Raw genomic sequence first — 15,952 nt, 5'->3', positions numbered from 1 at the left:
AAACCATCGCCGGTCCTCCGGCGGACAAGAAAACTGTCACCCATGCTATCGGTCCATTCTGTTACCTATCTATCCGGTTCGGACAAGGCTCGGGACTTACCCTCCCCCTTGTGGGGAGGGTCGCTGCGAAGCAGCGTGGTGTGGGTGCGACACCGACCCCCACCCGGACCTTCGGTCCGACCTCCCCACAAGGGGGAGGTAGGGGCGCGGCGCCTTTCTTCGCGTCTCTATGCAGGTAGACAGCGGCGACATCCAGGTGAGGGGCAGCGCGAATCTTTGGCGGTTTGCATGAGCATTCGAAACATGCAGACATGGCATCCGACAAGCGCGGTGTCCCGGGGGAATCATCATGGCGGCGGTAGAAACAGTGCAGCGGGCATCCGGGCACGGCATCTGGGGATGGATGTTCTTCGACTGGGCGGCGCAGCCGTTTTTCACCGTCGTCACCACCTTCATCTTCGGGCCTTATTTCGTCTCGCGCATGGCCAACGATCCGGTTTCGGGCCAGGCGGCCTGGGGCTACGGCATCGCTGTTGCGGGCCTGGTCATTGCCGTTTTGTCGCCCATCCTCGGCTCGATTGCCGACCAGACCGGGCCGCGCAAGCCGTGGATTGCGTTCTTCGCCTCGATCAAGATCATCAGCCTTTGCCTGCTATGGTTCGCCGCTCCCGGCTCGAACCTTTTCCTGGTGGTGCTGTTCTTTTCTCTCGCTTCGGTCGCGGCGGAATTCTCGACCGTGTTCAACGATTCGATGATGCCGCGCCTGGTGCCGAAGAGCGAGATCGGCCACGTCTCCAACATTGCCTGGGGACTTGGTTATCTCGGCGGCATGATCGCGCTGATCTTTGTCGTCGCCTGTCTGGCGGGTTCGCCGGAGACCGGCAAGACGATCATCGGCATCGACCCGCTCTTTGGGCTCGACCCGAATCTCGGCGAGGACGCGCGCGCCACCGGGCCGCTGTCGGCCGGCTGGTATTTCCTGTTCATCCTGCCGATGTTCTTCTTCACGCCAGACGCCATCAAAGGCATTCCGATCGGGCCGGCGGTGCGCGAGGGGCTGTCGGAACTGAAGTCGACGCTGACTGAAGTGCGCCGGCGCAAAGGCATCTTCCGCTTCCTTGTCGCCCGCATGATTTATCAGGACGGCGTCAATGCGCTGCTCGCTTTGGGCGGCACCTTTGCGGCAGCGATGTTCCATTGGTCGATCACTGAGATCGGCATGTTCGGCATTATTCTCAACGTCGTCGCCATCGTCGGCTGCCTGGTTGCCGCATGGCTGGACACCGCGCTTGGCTCCAAGACCATCGTGATGATTTCGCTCGTCCTGCTCAGCATCGCCACCATCGGCATCGTTTCGACCGGGCCAGGCTACACGCTGTTCGGCGCCTGGATGATGCCGGGAGCCGATAGTGGCGGCCTGTTCGGCACGGCGGCGGAAAAGGCCTACATTTTCTATGGCCTGTTGATCGGGCTGGCGTTCGGACCGGTGCAGGCGTCGTCACGCTCCTACATGGCGCGCAGCGTGACCGCGGCCGAATCCGGCCGCTATTTCGGCATCTATGCGCTGGCCGGAAGGGCGACGAGTTTCCTGGCGCCGTTCATGGTGGCGTCGATCACGCTCGCCAGCGGCTCGGCGCGGCTCGGCATGGCGGCCATCGTGCTGTTCCTGGGCGTTGGGATCGCGATATTGATCTGGACGCCGTACCCGGCGGATCAGCCAGTGGAATAGCGCCGCACTTTTCCTTCTCCCCTTGTGGGAAAAGGCAGAGGCGCTCAATGCCTGAAATGCCTCACGCCGGTAAACACCATGGCGATGCCATGCGCGTCGGCAGCGGCGATAACGTCGTCGTCGCGCATCGAGCCGCCGGGCTGGATCACCGCCGTGGCGCCGGCTTCGATCGCGGATATGAGCCCGTCGGCGAAAGGGAAGAAAGCGTCGGAGGCGACCACCGAGCCCTTGGTCAACGGCTCCGCGAGGCCAGCTGCTTCCGCCGCGTCGAGCGCCTTGCGGGCGGCGATGCGCGAGGAATCGACGCGGCTCATCTGCCCGGCGCCGATGCCGACCGTGGCGCCGTCCTTGGCGTAAACGATGGCGTTCGACTTGACGTGCTTAGCGATGCGGAAAGCGAATTTGAGGTCGGCCATCTCGGCCGCCGTCGGCGCGCGCCTGGTCACCACCTTCAGTTCGAAATCGTCGACCACCGCGTTGTCGCGGCCTTGGACGAGCATGCCGCCAGCGACGGATTTCACAGTGATGCCGCCGGCGTGCGGATCGGGCAGACCGCCGGTGACCAGCAGTCGCAAATTCTTTTTGGCGGCGATGATGCGGACAGCGTCCTCCGAAGCGTTCGGCGCGATGATCACCTCGGTGAAGGTTTTTACGATCTCCTGCGCCGCTTCGGCATCGAGGATGCGGTTCATGGCAACGATACCGCCAAAGGCCGAAACCGGGTCGCAGGCCAGCGCTCTCGCATAGGCAGCAGCCAGCGAAGCGTCCTCGGCGACGCCGCACGGGTTGGCGTGCTTGATGATGGCAACGGCGGCGCAGCGGTTGGGATCGAACTCGCCGACCAGCTCGAAGGCGGCATCGGTGTCGTTGATGTTGTTGTAGGACAGCTGCTTGCCCTGCAACTGGCGAGCCGTGGCGACCCCCGGCCGCTTGTCGCCATTGACGTAGAAGCCGGCGCTCTGATGCGGGTTCTCGCCATAGCGCATGACGCTTTCCAGCCTGCCGCCGAAGGTGCGCCAGGTCGGGTGCTCGATCACAAGCGTTTCGGCGAACCAGCCGGAGATCGCCGCATCGTAGCTGGCGGTGCGGGCAAAGGCCTTGGCCGCCAGCTTCTGGCGGAAATCCAGCGACAGCGAGCCGATGTTCATCTCCAGCGCGTTCAGCACCGAGGCGTAGTCGCCGGGATCGGTGACGATGGCGACATAGGCGTGATTCTTGGCCGAAGCGCGGATCATCGCCGGGCCGCCAATGTCGATGTTCTCGACAACAGCGGCATAGTCGGCGCCGGAGCGGCGGACCTCCTCGAACGGGTAGAGATTGGAGACGAGCAGATCGATCGGCTCGATGCCGTGATCGTGCATCGCCTTGGCGTGTTCGGGATCGTCGCGCACGCCGAGCAGCGCGCCGTGCACCGACGGGTGCAGCGTCTTGACGCGGCCGTCCATGATCTCGGGAAAGCCGGTCAGTTCCGAGACGTCACGCACCGCCAGCCCCGCCTCGGCGATCGCCTTTGCCGTGCCTCCGGTCGACACCAGCTCGACGCCGGCCGCGACCAGCCCTTTGGCGAAGTCGATCAGGCCGGTCTTGTCGAAGACGGAAAGCAGGGCGCGGCGGACCGGAACGAGGTCGGGTGCCGGAATGTTCTTAGCGGCGACGGCCATGGGCTGGCGGCCTTTCAGGGCTGATTGGAGAGCGTTGCCGGGCCGTAGCACATGAGGTCAGGAAATCAAGCCGGAAGCTCGATCAAGCCCCGGCAACGACGCTCAGCTGTTCTCGGGATAGCCGGGCGATGCCGGTGCGTGTCAGCTGCCAATGCACCTCGGCGATCTCCGAGGCCTTGAAGGCGAGCACGATCTGGCGGCTGCGGCGCGGGCCGCCAAGGCCGGCGAAATAGATCGATTCGTCGACCTCCGGCACCACTTCGGTGCAGGTGAACACCCAGGTGTCGGCCTGGTCGGCGGTCAGCACCAGGCGGTCATGCTCGTCCTGCAAAAGGTTGATATCAGGGTGGATGTGGAAGCGCACCACGACGAAGTCGCGGCCATTGTTGCGGATCGCCGCACCGCCCGGGCGGAGGAAGCGATCCCTGCCGGCGAGCACATTGCCCTCGCTCGACAGTTTCAGCTCGCGCTCATGCAGGAAGCCAAAGCGCTGCATATAGCCGTCATGGCGGGCGATGAAGCCTTGCGTGCCCTTCTGGTCGATGCGCTTGCAAGGCACATGCTGCGGGCCGCCGAGCAAGGGTGAGCCGAGCAGGTCGTTGACGCGCAGCGAATGGGAAAACCGCGCTGACGAGGTGTCGTTGATGGTGGCGGTCGAATGCGCCGCGGTGGCACGGGCCAGCGGCCGGAACTCGGCGGCGCCATAGGTGTCGATGCCGGCATTGACGATATAATGCTGGCGACCGGACGAGAGTTCGAAGGCCAGGCACCCGGCATGCGCGGCGTTGGACACATCGACCGCCGGCGACGGGCCGGTATCGGCAATCACCGTCACGCCGCCCATCGACAGGCGCTCATAGCCGGAATGCGGCGCGTGCAGCAGCGGCGCGCCGGCGGTGTCGTCGTGGCGCAAGATGGTGGCAATGCGGTCGTGGATGGTCGCGCCCATGCCGTTGAAGCGGGCCAGGCTGCCATCCTGATGGCGGAAGAAACGGAGCGCCGGCAGCATGCGGTCGATGGCGCCCATCAGGGCTGCCGGTGGCGTTTCGGCCTGATTGGCATAGGTCTGACGCAGCGGCAGGAGATCGGCGAGCAGTTCGAGCACCGCCATCGGGTTGCGCGAAATATGGCCGCCGTCGGGAAGGATCTGGCGGTCGAGTTCTTCCGCCAGGTTGCGGGTGGCGCCGCGCAGTGCGGAGGCCGGCGCCGGCAGCGACAGCGCGGCGAAGGCAAGCGCGATACGAGCGCGCAGCCTGTCCTTGCCGTCCGGCATCTCGCGCGCCATCGAGCGGAGATAGCGGATCTGCACGGCGAGCGATTTCAGGAAGGCGCGATAGAACGGAAATTCGGCCCCTTGTAGGACAACCGAGGAGTGTTGCAACCAGGCAATGACTCGCTTGGCGGTGGTGCCGGGCTCCCAGGCTATGCCGGAAATCTGGTTGCCATGCATGGCGATCCAGTCGGAGACAAGCGCGCGTGCATTGGCGGCGGCCAGCTCGGTGCCGGCGGCGCGCATATGGCGCAGCCAGCGAAAGCCGTGCAGCGTCTTCACCCAGCCGCGATTGGCGACATCGATCTGGAATGGCGATTTGCCGCCGGTCTCGACCAGATGTCCCGACAGCGGATAGCGGCCATAATAAATCTCGAGCGCGATCTGCGGATCGGCGAGCCTGAGGTCGGGCGGTGCGATCAGGACGCGTTCGGGCGTGCGCCCGGAATAGCGCCAGCGATAGACTGGCCCTGCGCGAAGGCGCCGGCGCGTCTTGCGCCAAAACTCCTTAGCGACAAGCGTCCACAGACGTGTCGTGCTGCCGGCAGCCAGTGCCAAAACCCCTCCTCGTCGCCTGGAGCTAGAGCATGCTGTCGTCCGAAAACCGCGTCGCAGGTTTCGGCATCATGTTCCGGTACCCCAGCACAAGCTTATATGATTCAAGAACTTATGCGAAGTCGAATTCCGCCGACGTGAAGCGCCTCACGCTGCCGGCCACCGACCCACCCCGAAAAAAGTCAAGCGCTTCGCGGGCTTAAGCCCGGCAATCCGGCACTCACTTGCGGTTGTGGCGAGACCGAAATTCGCTGGGCGAACAGTTTTCGCGGTCGCGAAACAGACGGGAGAAATAGAAGGCGTCGTGGATGCCGACGGCGGCCGCAATGGACTCGATGGGCGAATCGGAGGCGGCCAGCATCTGTTTGGCGCGGTCGAGCCTCGTGCGCAGTTGGAAGGCCTTGGGCGACATGCCGGCTGCCCGCGCAAATCTGCGCCGCAAGGTTGCCGGCGACATCGAGAATTTCGCGGCGAAGGCATCGAGATCCACCGGGTCGCACGCGCAGCGGCGCAATTCGTCGATGATGGGCTGCATGTCGGCATGCTGGAAGCCGGGATTTCGTTGACGGTTGTTCCAATCCATTGCCTGGCGGGCAGCACGCACGACGATGCGATGCATCGTGGCGGCGGCTTCTGCCTGGCTCAGCATCGTATCGAGCGACAGCTCACCGTGCAGCCTGTCGAACAGCCGCTGCATTTTGCCGAGGTCGCGCAAGGGGACGACAGGGGCGTCCTCGGCGATCAGCCGCAGCCGGGTGAAATCGCGTATCAAGGCCCCGTCGAAGAGCGCCCAGCGTTCGAGCCAGCCCGATGCGTCCGGCCCGTAGGAATGCATTCTCCCGGGAAGCAGCCAGAACAGGGCCGGCGCTTGGATCGTCTGCATGCCGGCAGTCCTGGTTTCAAGCCAGCCTTGACCGTTCTCAATCAGCACCACGGCGAATTCCGGCAATTTGCGCGCTTGGATCGCCTGAGTGACGCGATGCCGACCAATCCCTGTAACCGACAGGCCGCCGGCCGCGGCCGGTGCGGATCTGTAGAGTGCGTAAGAGAGATCGTTCATGAGCGAAAAGTCCATGGCTTCGTTCTGTCCATGGGTACGTTCGACCGTCAGCTCGCCGATCGCCGATTGATGGCGCTGGTTCGCTCCACCGCCTATGAAGGGTTCTGCGCACAGCCCCGGATGGCCCGGCTGATGGATGCGTTCGTCGGCGGGCTGTCCTATTTGCACAAGCGCAAGATCATGCGCTTCACCCAACCGGGCACCACCGTGGCGACGCCGGCGCATTACGATCTCGTCTATCTTCGCGGCGGCACCAGCCGCATCGTCACGGCCTGGATCCCGATCGGCGACGTTCCCGTCGACATGGGCGGCCTGGTCTATCTCGAGGGATCGCACGCCATCGGCCTCGACATGGAGGCCCGGTTCGCCAGGGACAATGCTGGGCTGAGCCCGCAGGAGCGCATCAGCGCCTACAACAGGAACATGAGCGAGGGCGGCTGGGTGTCGAAGGACCTGCCCGACATGGCGGAGCGGTTCGATACACGCTGGCTGATCGCGGACTTCGAGGCCGGCGATGTCGTCCTCCACTCGCCCTATATGATCCACGCCTCGACGACCAACCAGAGTGCGGAGGGGCGTATCCGGCTCTCCACCGATATCCGCTACCAGAATGTCGATGATGAGATCGATGCAAGGTGGGGGAAGCACTGGAGTCTGAACGACATGCTTTAGGCATGTCGTCGCGTCGGAGTCAGGCCAGACGTCGCATGCGGGCGGCAAAGAAGCCGTCCAGGCCGGAAACCCCTGGCGAACCACGGTCAAGATCGGCGGGTGTGGTGCGCAGAGTGCCTTGCGGGGTCAGAAAGGCGTCGATGCCGGCGATTTCGCCGGGCTGCAGTGGATCGTCGGCGACGGTTTTGCTGCCGGCCAGAAAGACGCGATACAGATCCTCGCCTTCGATTGGGTCCAGCGAACAGTTGGAAAAAACAATCCGACCGCCCGGTTTGACCAAAGTGACGGCGCGGGGGAGCAGCTTTGCTTGCAGATCGGCTAGCTTTTCGACGTCGGCTGCCGTCTTGGTCCATGGCACGTCGGGGTGGCGCCGAACCGTGCCTGTGGAAGAGCAGGGCGCGTCGAGCAGGACGGCGTCGAAAAGCTCCGCCGGCTGGTATTTCAGCAGATCGGCCTGCACGATCTCGGCGGACAGCCCAAGCCGTTCGAGGTTCTGCGTCAGCCGCGCCAGCCGGTTCTTCGAGGTGTCCAAGGCGGTGACTTTGGCGCCGGCAAGGATAAGCTGAGCGGTCTTGCCGCCGGGGGCGGCGCAGAGGTCGGCGACGCGTAATCCTTTGACATCGCCGAACAGCCGCGCCGGAAAACTGGCGGCGGCGTCCTGGACCCACCATGCGCCTTCGCTGAAGCCCGGCAGTTCGGTGACGGAGGCGTTGAGCTTTTCCACTCGCACCGTGCCGGTGGGCAGCACGATGCCGCCGAGCTTTTCGGCCCACAGTTCGGGATCGGCCTTGACCGTGAAATCGACCGGCGCCTCAACGCGATGCGCCGCCAGGATCTGTCTGGTCATCTCGGCGCCATAGGCGGCCTTCAGCCGGTCGGAGAACCATTTTGGCGCCTCGTCGGTGGCGGCAAGAGCTGCCGGCAGTTCGGTCTCCTTGGCCCGCACCAAAGTGCGCAGCACGCCGTTAACGAGGCCGGAAAAGCGCTGCGTGCGTGGGTCCGACTTGGCGTGGGTCACAGCCAAATCGACGGCGGCGCTGTCGGGGATGTCGAGGAACAGGATCTGCGCCGCCGCAACATGCAGGATGTGCGACAAAGCCGTGGCGTTGGGCGGCAGCGGCTTTTCAAGGCGGCGGGCGAGGAGCCCGGCAATGGTCATGCGGTAGCGCAGCGCGGTTACCAGTATGGCGCGCACCAGGCCGCGGTCGCGCAAGTCGAGCACCTTGTATTGCGGATGGCCGTTCTCGTGGTCCGTCAGCCCGTCGAGCGGCGTTTTGGCGTCGATAACGGCGGCCAGGAGCCGCGCCGCTGCCTTGCGCGCGGCGAGGCCGGCGACGAATTCGTCCGAGCTGTTTTCGCGAACGCCTGAATGTGCGGGCCGGGGTCTGGCGCCGCTCACGACCACGGACCTTTCGGTCCGGTCGGGTTGCGGCCCCACGGATTGGCTTTCGGCTTGGCCGGTTTGGTCGGCGGCGTGGGTTGTGCTGCCTTGCCCCACGGGCCTTGCTCGACATCGGCCGGGAATTCTTCTGTTTGCTCTGGCGTCGGCGCCTGGCGCGGCGCCGGCTGGCGGCCTGCCATGTCGCGCGCCATCGCCTGCAGCGCGGCGATGCGGTTGTCGGTGTTCGGGTGGGTCGAAAACAGGCTGTCCATTCGCTCGCCGTGAAGGGGATTGATGATGAAGAGATGCGCGGTCGCGGGATTGCGTTCGGCATCCGGGTTGCGGATGCGTTCGGCGCCGCGGGCGATCTTGTCAAGCGCTGATGCCAGCCAAAGCGGATTTCCAACGATTTCGGCGCCGCGCCGGTCGGCTTCGTATTCGCGGGTGCGGCTGACCGCCATCTGCACGATCATGGCGGCGAAGGGCGCGACCAGCATCGCCACCAGCACGCCGACAAAGCCGAACGGGTTGTTGTTGTCGCGGCTGCCGCCGAAGAAGAAGGCGAAATTGCCGAGCATCGAGATGGCGCCGGCGAGTGTCGCGACAATGGTCATGGTCAGCGTGTCTCGATGCTGGATGTGGGCCAGCTCATGCGCCATGACTGCCGCCACCTCCTCATGCGACAGGCGCTCCAGCAGCCCGGTCGAGGCCGCGACCGCGGCGTTCTCGGGATTGCGGCCGGTGGCGAAGGCGTTCGGCTGCGGATTGTCGATCAGATAAGTCTTGGGCATCGGCAGGCCGGCCTGCTTGGCCAACGCCTCGACGATGGCGTGGAATTCGGGCGCGTTCTTCGCGTTGACCTCGACGGCGTGATTCATCGACAGCACCATCTTGTCGGCATTCCAGTAGCTGAACAGATTGGTGCCCGCGGCGACCAGGAAGGCGATCATCATGCCGCCGGTGCCGCCGATCAGAAAGCCGACGCCCATGAACAGCGCCGTCATCGCGGCCAGAAGCATGGTGGTGCGTAGCGTGCTCATCATCTGCTCCCTGTGCGGCCGTGGCAAAAAAAGGTCGATCGGGTGAACTCATGGCTATATGATGGGAAACGCCGCCCTTCGTTTCAATCCGCCCGGACTATCGCATGACCGACCAACCCAGCAAAGCCGATGCCGACCGGGAGAAGGACCTGACGCCGGCGGCCAGCCGGGCGCTGGCTGAAGCCGAGGCGCGCCGTGAAGCGTATCGCCAGAAGGAAGCTGCGCTGCCGAAGGAAATCGGCGGCCGCGGCGGCAAGGAACCCGGCCGCTACGGCGACTGGGAAGTGAAGGGACTGGCTAGCGATTTCTAGGGGTTCAGGAACGGAAGAACTGGGGAACTGGTGAACTGAAGAGTTGAAGAAAAAGGCGCATAGCAGTCCTCCAGTCCTCCAGTCCTCCAGTCCTCCAGTCCTCAGGCCGCGCTGCGCTGTGCCCCCAGCGTCATCCAGCCGCTGTCATCGATGGCGATGGAGACGGTTTCGTAGCCGCCAATCGAGTTGTGCTGAGTCGTCATTGGATGCTGGTGAGTGGCGCTGATCACCATCACCGACGCGCCCGCTGCTTCCGCCGCCGCGATACCGGCCGGTGCGTCCTCGAAGACCAGACAGTCGCCGATATCGACGCCGAGCCGTTTTGCCGCCAGCAGGAAACAGTCGGGCGCCGGCTTGCCGTGCGACACATCCTCGGCCGCGACCACCAAGGCGGGAACCGGGATGCCGGCGGCCCGCATGCGCAGCAGCGCCAACGGGCGCGGCGCCGAGGTGACGATCGCCCAGCGCTCTGGCGGCAAAGCGTTGAGGAACGGCACGGCGCCGGCGATCGGCAGCACGCCTTCGACATCGTCCGACTCGGCCTGCAACAGCACAAACGCCTCATGAACAGGGTCGACGCCGGGAAGCGCCAGCCTGGTGATGGTCTCGACCGCCCGCACGCCATGGATCGTCGGCAGGAAGGCTTCGACGTCGAGACCGTGCTTAAGCGCCCACGCCGCCCAGACGCGCTCGGCCGAGGCGATCGAATTGAGCACCGTGCCATCCATATCGAACAGGAACGCGGCGAATTTTCTGCCTGCAAACATCAGATTTTCCACGGGGTTAGGGATCGTTTCGGGAGGGTCGAAACATGTCGTGCGACCGTAACGTCGCCACGCCTGCCTGGGAAGCCGCGGGAGAGCCTTTTCGATAGTTCCAGGGAACCATGGTCCCGCCTCTGGCGTTTTGAGCATACTGTTTTCCACGGGATCGAAGGGGCAATCATTGTGCTGATCCGGCTCGGCTACGAAATCGCCATTGAATGCGTCGGCGCCACGCCGGTCATCTCGCTGCTTGATATCCACAGGGATCGTCAGGCCGACATCAAACGGCAGACGCGCGTGCTGACGTCGCCTTCAGTGCCGAGCAAGGTCTATCACGATCTGTTCGGCAATACCTGCCGCCGCTTCACCGTACCCGCCGGCAATTTCCGCATTCTCTATGACGCAGCCGTCGAAGACAGCGGCGAGCCTGACGCGGTCAACACGCTGGCCAGGGAAGTGCCGGTGGCGGAACTGCCGGACGATGTGCTCGGCTACCTCCTCGGCAGCCGCTATTGCGAGACCGATCATCTGAGCAGTCTGGCCTGGCAGCTTTTCGGCCATGTTCCCTCCGGCTGGGCGCGGGTGCAGGCGATCGTCGACTATGTCCACAACCGGCTGTCCTTCGGCTATGGCTATGCGCGGTCGACGCGCACCGCAGCCCAAGCGCATGAGGAGCAGGTTGGTGTATGCCGCGACTTCGCCCATCTGGCGATCACGCTCTGCCGCTGCATGAACATCCCGGCCCGCTATGTGAACGGTTATCTCGGCGACATCGGCGTACCGGCCGACCCGGCGCCGATGGACTTTTCGGCCTGGATGGAAGTGTTCCTCGACGGCAAATGGTACACGTTCGACCCGCGTCATAATCGTCCGAGGATAGGCCGCGTCGTCATCGCGCGCGGTCGTGATGCCACGGATGTGCCGCTGCTGCACAGCTTCGGCCCGCACCAACTTTCGCTGTTCAAGGTCTGGACCTATGAGCAGGAAGGCAATCTGTTCAACCCGCCCTATCACGGCGTCGACAAGACCGTCAGTGCGCGGATGCTGGCGTGACCGGATTCTGATTCGCTTCGACACACAATCCGGAAATGGAAAAGGCCGCCGCTTCTTGACGAAGCCGGCGGCCTTCCGTGTTTCCGTCCGTGGCGCGGCCAATGGCGGCGACCGAGGTCACCCGCCGCGCTTATCGCGCCTTAACGGGAAGACTGCTTCCCGAAAGTGCAATCCGCTGAGGCCACGTTCTGGAAAACGAAATCACTCGACATCGGATCACCTCCTTTCGATTTGTTGAACACGTACAGATGATGGGGTGCGTTGCAGCAAAAAACAAGATGCCGATTTGAAATAGCTGGCGAGCCGCCTTTTGCGCCGGGTTGCGAAGAGCCGCGAGGGCGGGCAAAATCCATGCAAGGTGGATTGTCAGGACTCGGGAGGATTGCCATGGAGGCAGCCGAGAAGGCCGCGCGCATCGTGCGAACGGTGATCGAAACGCTGAAGCCGGGTTTTGCGGTCAAGCTGTGGACCGGCGAGCGGATCGGTCCCGCCACCGGGCCCGTGCTCACCATCAACGACCAGGACATCGTCTGGCAGGTGGTAAAGCGGCCATCACTGTCGACGCTGATCGAGATGTGGATTTCCAAGACGATAGACATCGAAGACGGGACGATTTTCGATTTTTATGCACTGCCGTCGCAAGGCAAGCTCAGGACCAAGCTCAAGTCGCTGCCGAAGCTGGCGATCCTGCGCGACCTGCCGGCGGTGCTCCTGTCACGCAAGCAGATGAGTGCACGCACCGATCTGTCGGGTCGCAACCCCTATGTCAGCGGGTCGAGCCAAGAGGCGATCCAGCATCACTACGACATTTCGAACGCCTTTTACCGGCTCTTCCTCGACGAGCGCATGGTCTACAGCTGCGGCTACTTTAAGGATTTCGCCGATGGCATCGACCAGGCGCAGGCCGACAAGCTCGACCATATCTGCCGCAAGCTGCGGCTGAAGCCGGGCGAAAAGCTGCTCGACATCGGCTGCGGCTGGGGCGCCATGCTGATCCATGCGGCCAAAAATTATGGCGTCGTCGGCCATGGCGTGTCGCTGTCGCAGGCGCAGACCGATCTCGCCCGCGAGCGCATCCGCGCCGAAGGGCTGCAGGACCGCATCACCATCGAGATCAAATCCTATGCGGAACTCAAAGGCTCCTTCGACAAGATATCGTCGATCGGCATGTTCGAGCATCTCGGCCTCGCCAACCACGCCACCTATTTCAAGACCATCCATCGCTTGCTGAAGCCCGGCGGCATCTATCTGCACCACGCCATCACCAGGCGCAGCAAGGGCGACTTGAAGAAAACCTTGCGCAAGGGGCCGGAGTTCAAGGCGCTGCTCAAATACATTTTCCCCGGCGGGGAACTCGACACGATCGGCATGACGCTGGGCAATCTGGAGGCGCATGGCTTCCTGGTCTACGACGTTGAGAATCTGCGCGAGCACTATGCGCGCACCTGCCGGCTGTGGGCCGAGCGGCTGCAGGCTCGCTTCGACGAGGCGGTCGCCGAAGTCGGCGAGGCCAAGGCACGGCTGTGGCTGCTTTATCTCACCGGCTGCTCGATCACCTTCGAGCGCGCCTCGGCGCAGATTTTTCAGACCGTCGTCACCAAACGCGCACGCGGCCCGAGCGGGCTGCCGCCGACACGGGCGGATCTGTATCGGTAGAGATAGGATTCGGGGCCGAACCCCACGCTTTCCAAGGTCTGCGATTCGCTGCCTCGCGGTAGAGGCCTACACGAACCGCATCGGCGCGCCGATCTCGACACGGGCAGGCCTGTCCACAGTGCAATAGACGCCAAGATTGTGCGCGTTGTGGCGGACCAGATTGCGCAGGATGCCGGGATCGTGGTCGAAGCCGTCCTGGCTGATGATGGTGAAGCCGCAGCGGCGGCAGGCCTCCGAGACGGTCACCAGCAGGTCGCCGATTGCGAGCTTGCGGCCAATCCATTCGGTTTCGGGGAACGAGCCTTCGACCGCTTCCATGTCGATAACGATGTTGGGGCGGAAGCGGCGCGGATCGGGAATGCCTTCAGGGTGCAGCGCCTTGAGCCGCGCCAGCGATGCGGTGGTCAAGAGATGGATCGGCGCTTTGCGGTAGCGCGCCGCGGTGAGCGGGCCGGTGTAGCCGGGGGCGTTGTCCTGGCTGAACGGCCGGATCGAGGCGGCGAAGCCGAGATAGGCCGAGATGGCTTGGTCGCATTCCGCACCCGGCACTGCCAGCCAGTCGCCGTCGGGAACGGCGATCTCCAGTTCGCGACCGTTGGTGAGCCGGGTGCGGATGCGCGGCACCTTGTGCCACTTGGCGTCGCGGTCGGGCCGCGCGATCTCATTGTCCGAGACATCGACAAGGCCGAACAGCCGGTCGCCGTCGATGGTTTCAAGGCCGACCGAAATGGCGTCCTGGCGTTCGCCGGCAAACGAACTTGCGGGGTAACGCCAGAGCTCCGTGACTGCGCCCAGTGCAGCCATGAAATCCCCTCAGCCCTTCTTGTTCTGGCGGTTGGCGATCAGATCATCGACCACGGCCGGATCGGCCAGTGTCGAGGTATCGCCGAGTGCGGAAAAATCGTCCTCGGCGATCTTGCGCAGGATACGGCGCATGATCTTGCCGGAGCGGGTTTTCGGCAGTCCGGGCGCGAACTGCAGCTTGTCGGGCGAGGCGATGGCGCCGATCTCCTTGCGGACATGGGCCACGAGCTCCTTGCGCAGTTCCTCGCTCGGCTCCACGCCTTTCATCAAGGTAACGTAGCTGTAGATGCCCTGGCCCTTGATGTCGTGGGGATAGCCGACGACAGCTGCTTCCGACACCTTCTCATGGCTGACGAGCGCCGATTCGACCTCGGCCGTTCCCATGCGGTGGCCGGAAACGTTGATGACGTCGTCAACGCGGCCGGTGATCCAGTAATAGCCATCGGCGTCGCGGCGACAGCCGTCTCCGGTGAAGTATTTGCCCTTGTAGGTGGAGAAATAGGTCTGCACGAAGCGGTCGTGATCGCCATAGACGGTGCGCATCTGGCCGGGCCAGGAATCGGCAATGCAGAGATTGCCGTCGGCCGCCCCTTCCAGCACCTTGCCTTCGCCGTCGACCAGCTGCGGCTTGATGCCGAAGAAGGGCCGCGTCGCCGAACCGGCCTTGAGGTCGGTGGCGCCGGGCAGCGGCGTGATCAGAATGCCGCCGGTCTCGGTCTGCCACCATGTGTCGACGATCGGCACCTTGCCGTTGCCGACGATGTTGAAATACCACTCCCAAGCTTCCGGATTGATCGGTTCGCCGACCGAGCCCAGCACGCGCAGCGACTTGCGCGAGGTCTTCTTCACCGGTTCGTCGCCGGCGCCCATCAGCGCGCGCAGTGCCGTCGGCGCGGTGTAGAAGATGTTGACCTTGTGCTTGTCGATGACTTCCCAGAAGCGCGACTGCGAGGGGTAGTTCGGCACGCCCTCGAACATCAGCGTGGTGGCGCCGTTGGCGAGCGGGCCATAGACGATATAGCTGTGGCCGGTGACCCAACCGACATCGGCGGTGCACCAGTAGATATCGCCGTCATGGTAGTCGAAGACATATTGGTGGGTCATCGAGACATAGACGAGATAGCCGGCGGTGGTGTGCAGCACGCCCTTCGGCTTGCCGGTCGAACCTGAGGTATAGAGGATGAACAGCGGATCCTCGGCCTTCATCTTCTCCGGCTTGCAGTCGCCCTTCACCGTGGCGATCTCGTCATGGTACCAGATGTCGCGTCCCTGGACCCAGCCGGTCTTGCCGCCGGTGCGGCGAACGACGACCACCTTATCGACCTTGGTGCCGGCCTTGGCGGCGATTTCGATCGCTCTGTCGGTGTTTTCCTTCAGCGGGATCGGCTTGCCGCCGCGCAGGCCTTCGTCGGCGGTGATGACGAAGGTCGACTTGCAGTCATCGATGCGGCCGGCCAGCGCGTCCGGTGAAAAGCCGCCGAAGACGATCGAGTGGATGGCGCCGATGCGGGTGCAAGCCAGCATCGCGTAGGCCGCTTCCGGGATCATCGGCATGTAGATGGTGACGCGGTCGCCCTTCCTGACGCCGTGCTTCTTCATCACATTGGCGAGCCGGCAGACATGCTCGTAGAGCTCGTTATAGGTGATCTTCTTGTCGTCGTAGGGATTGTCGCCTTCCCAGATGATGGCTGTCTGGTTGCCGCGCTTCTTCAAATGGCGGTCGATGCAGTTGTAGGAGACGTTGGTTTCGCCGTCCTCGAACCATTTGATCGAGACCTTGCCCTCGAAGGAGGTGTTCTTGACCTTGCTGAACGGCTTGAACCAGTCGATGCGCTTGCCGTGCTTGCCCCAGAACTTGTCCGGATTCTTCACGCTGTCGGCATACCATTTGAGGTAGGTGTCGTTGTCGATCAGCGCATTCTTCTTCCACGCCGGCTGGACGCGGTGGATCTTCACCTCGGACATGTCTTCACTTTCCTCCCAAACCACCCCGCCG

General features: G+C 63.8%; 12 protein-coding genes and 1 pseudogene. 5 read left to right on the top strand and 8 right to left on the bottom strand.

Going from position 1 to position 15,952, the window contains the following annotated elements:
• Positions 1-349 precede the first annotated feature (349 nt).
• Complete coding sequence (locus NKJ64_RS07820; RefSeq protein WP_352462286.1) at positions 350-1,729, top strand: MFS transporter; 1,380 nt, start codon at positions 350-352, stop codon at positions 1,727-1,729.
• 44 nt (positions 1,730-1,773) lie between these two features.
• Here the strand turns inward: NKJ64_RS07820 and purH are convergent, their stop codons facing one another.
• The 3 genes from purH to NKJ64_RS07805 form a co-directional block, all read right to left on the bottom strand.
• Entirely contained in the window at positions 1,774-3,390 is a 1,617-nt protein-coding gene (purH, locus tag NKJ64_RS07815) for a bifunctional phosphoribosylaminoimidazolecarboxamide formyltransferase/IMP cyclohydrolase (RefSeq protein WP_352462284.1), read from the bottom strand.
• Positions 3,391-3,472: 82 nt separating this feature from the next.
• Positions 3,473-5,218: a heparinase II/III family protein gene (locus NKJ64_RS07810; protein ID WP_352462283.1), complete on the bottom strand. Its 1,746-nt coding sequence runs from the start codon at positions 5,216-5,218 to the stop codon at positions 3,473-3,475.
• Between the two features lie 217 nt (positions 5,219-5,435).
• Complete coding sequence (locus NKJ64_RS07805; protein ID WP_023835206.1) at positions 5,436-6,290, bottom strand: helix-turn-helix transcriptional regulator; 855 nt, start codon at positions 6,288-6,290, stop codon at positions 5,436-5,438.
• Between the two features lie 6 nt (positions 6,291-6,296).
• On the opposite strand from NKJ64_RS07805, the pseudogene NKJ64_RS07800 reads away from it, so the two are divergent.
• Positions 6,297-6,947, top strand: a pseudogene (locus NKJ64_RS07800) (phytanoyl-CoA dioxygenase family protein); the annotation flags it as partial.
• 19 nt (positions 6,948-6,966) lie between these two features.
• On the opposite strand, the gene NKJ64_RS07795 reads toward NKJ64_RS07800, so the two are convergent.
• Entirely contained in the window at positions 6,967-8,352 is a 1,386-nt protein-coding gene (locus tag NKJ64_RS07795; RefSeq protein WP_502902858.1) for an RsmB/NOP family class I SAM-dependent RNA methyltransferase, read from the bottom strand.
• Complete coding sequence (htpX, locus tag NKJ64_RS07790) at positions 8,343-9,368, bottom strand: zinc metalloprotease HtpX (protein ID WP_023755504.1); 1,026 nt, start codon at positions 9,366-9,368, stop codon at positions 8,343-8,345. Before htpX ends, NKJ64_RS07795 begins: the two co-directional genes overlap by 10 nt.
• Positions 9,369-9,472: 104 nt before the next feature.
• Between htpX and NKJ64_RS07785 the strand changes: the two genes are divergently transcribed.
• Positions 9,473-9,679: a DUF1674 domain-containing protein gene (locus tag NKJ64_RS07785; RefSeq protein ID WP_023688862.1), complete on the top strand. Its 207-nt coding sequence runs from the start codon at positions 9,473-9,475 to the stop codon at positions 9,677-9,679.
• 101 nt (positions 9,680-9,780) lie between these two features.
• Here the strand turns inward: NKJ64_RS07785 and NKJ64_RS07780 are convergent, their stop codons facing one another.
• Positions 9,781-10,446: an HAD-IA family hydrolase gene (locus tag NKJ64_RS07780; RefSeq protein ID WP_023684076.1), complete on the bottom strand. Its 666-nt coding sequence runs from the start codon at positions 10,444-10,446 to the stop codon at positions 9,781-9,783.
• A 180-nt stretch (positions 10,447-10,626) separates the two neighbouring features.
• Between NKJ64_RS07780 and NKJ64_RS07775 the strand changes: the two genes are divergently transcribed.
• Both NKJ64_RS07775 and NKJ64_RS07770 read left to right on the top strand, forming a co-directional pair.
• Complete coding sequence (locus NKJ64_RS07775) at positions 10,627-11,496, top strand: transglutaminase-like domain-containing protein (RefSeq protein WP_352462281.1); 870 nt, start codon at positions 10,627-10,629, stop codon at positions 11,494-11,496.
• A 387-nt stretch (positions 11,497-11,883) separates the two neighbouring features.
• The gene (locus tag NKJ64_RS07770; protein ID WP_352462279.1) at positions 11,884-13,152 is read left to right on the top strand and encodes a class I SAM-dependent methyltransferase; all 1,269 of its coding nucleotides are present in this window, start codon (positions 11,884-11,886) and stop codon (positions 13,150-13,152) included.
• A gap of 66 nt (positions 13,153-13,218) precedes the next feature.
• On the opposite strand, the gene NKJ64_RS07765 is transcribed toward NKJ64_RS07770, so the two are convergent.
• A complete protein-coding gene (locus tag NKJ64_RS07765) occupies positions 13,219-13,956 on the bottom strand; it encodes an MOSC domain-containing protein (protein ID WP_352462277.1) in 738 nt (245 codons plus the stop codon).
• 9 nt (positions 13,957-13,965) lie between these two features.
• Complete coding sequence (acs, locus tag NKJ64_RS07760; protein WP_023835211.1) at positions 13,966-15,921, bottom strand: acetate--CoA ligase; 1,956 nt, start codon at positions 15,919-15,921, stop codon at positions 13,966-13,968.
• Positions 15,922-15,952: the final 31 nt, after the last annotated feature.

Source organism: Mesorhizobium sp. M0062 (assembly GCF_040323125.1).
Taxonomy (GTDB): domain Bacteria; phylum Pseudomonadota; class Alphaproteobacteria; order Rhizobiales; family Rhizobiaceae; genus Mesorhizobium.
The sequence above is the reverse complement of the archived record's forward strand: the minus strand, read 5'-3'. Positions and strand labels throughout refer to the sequence as shown.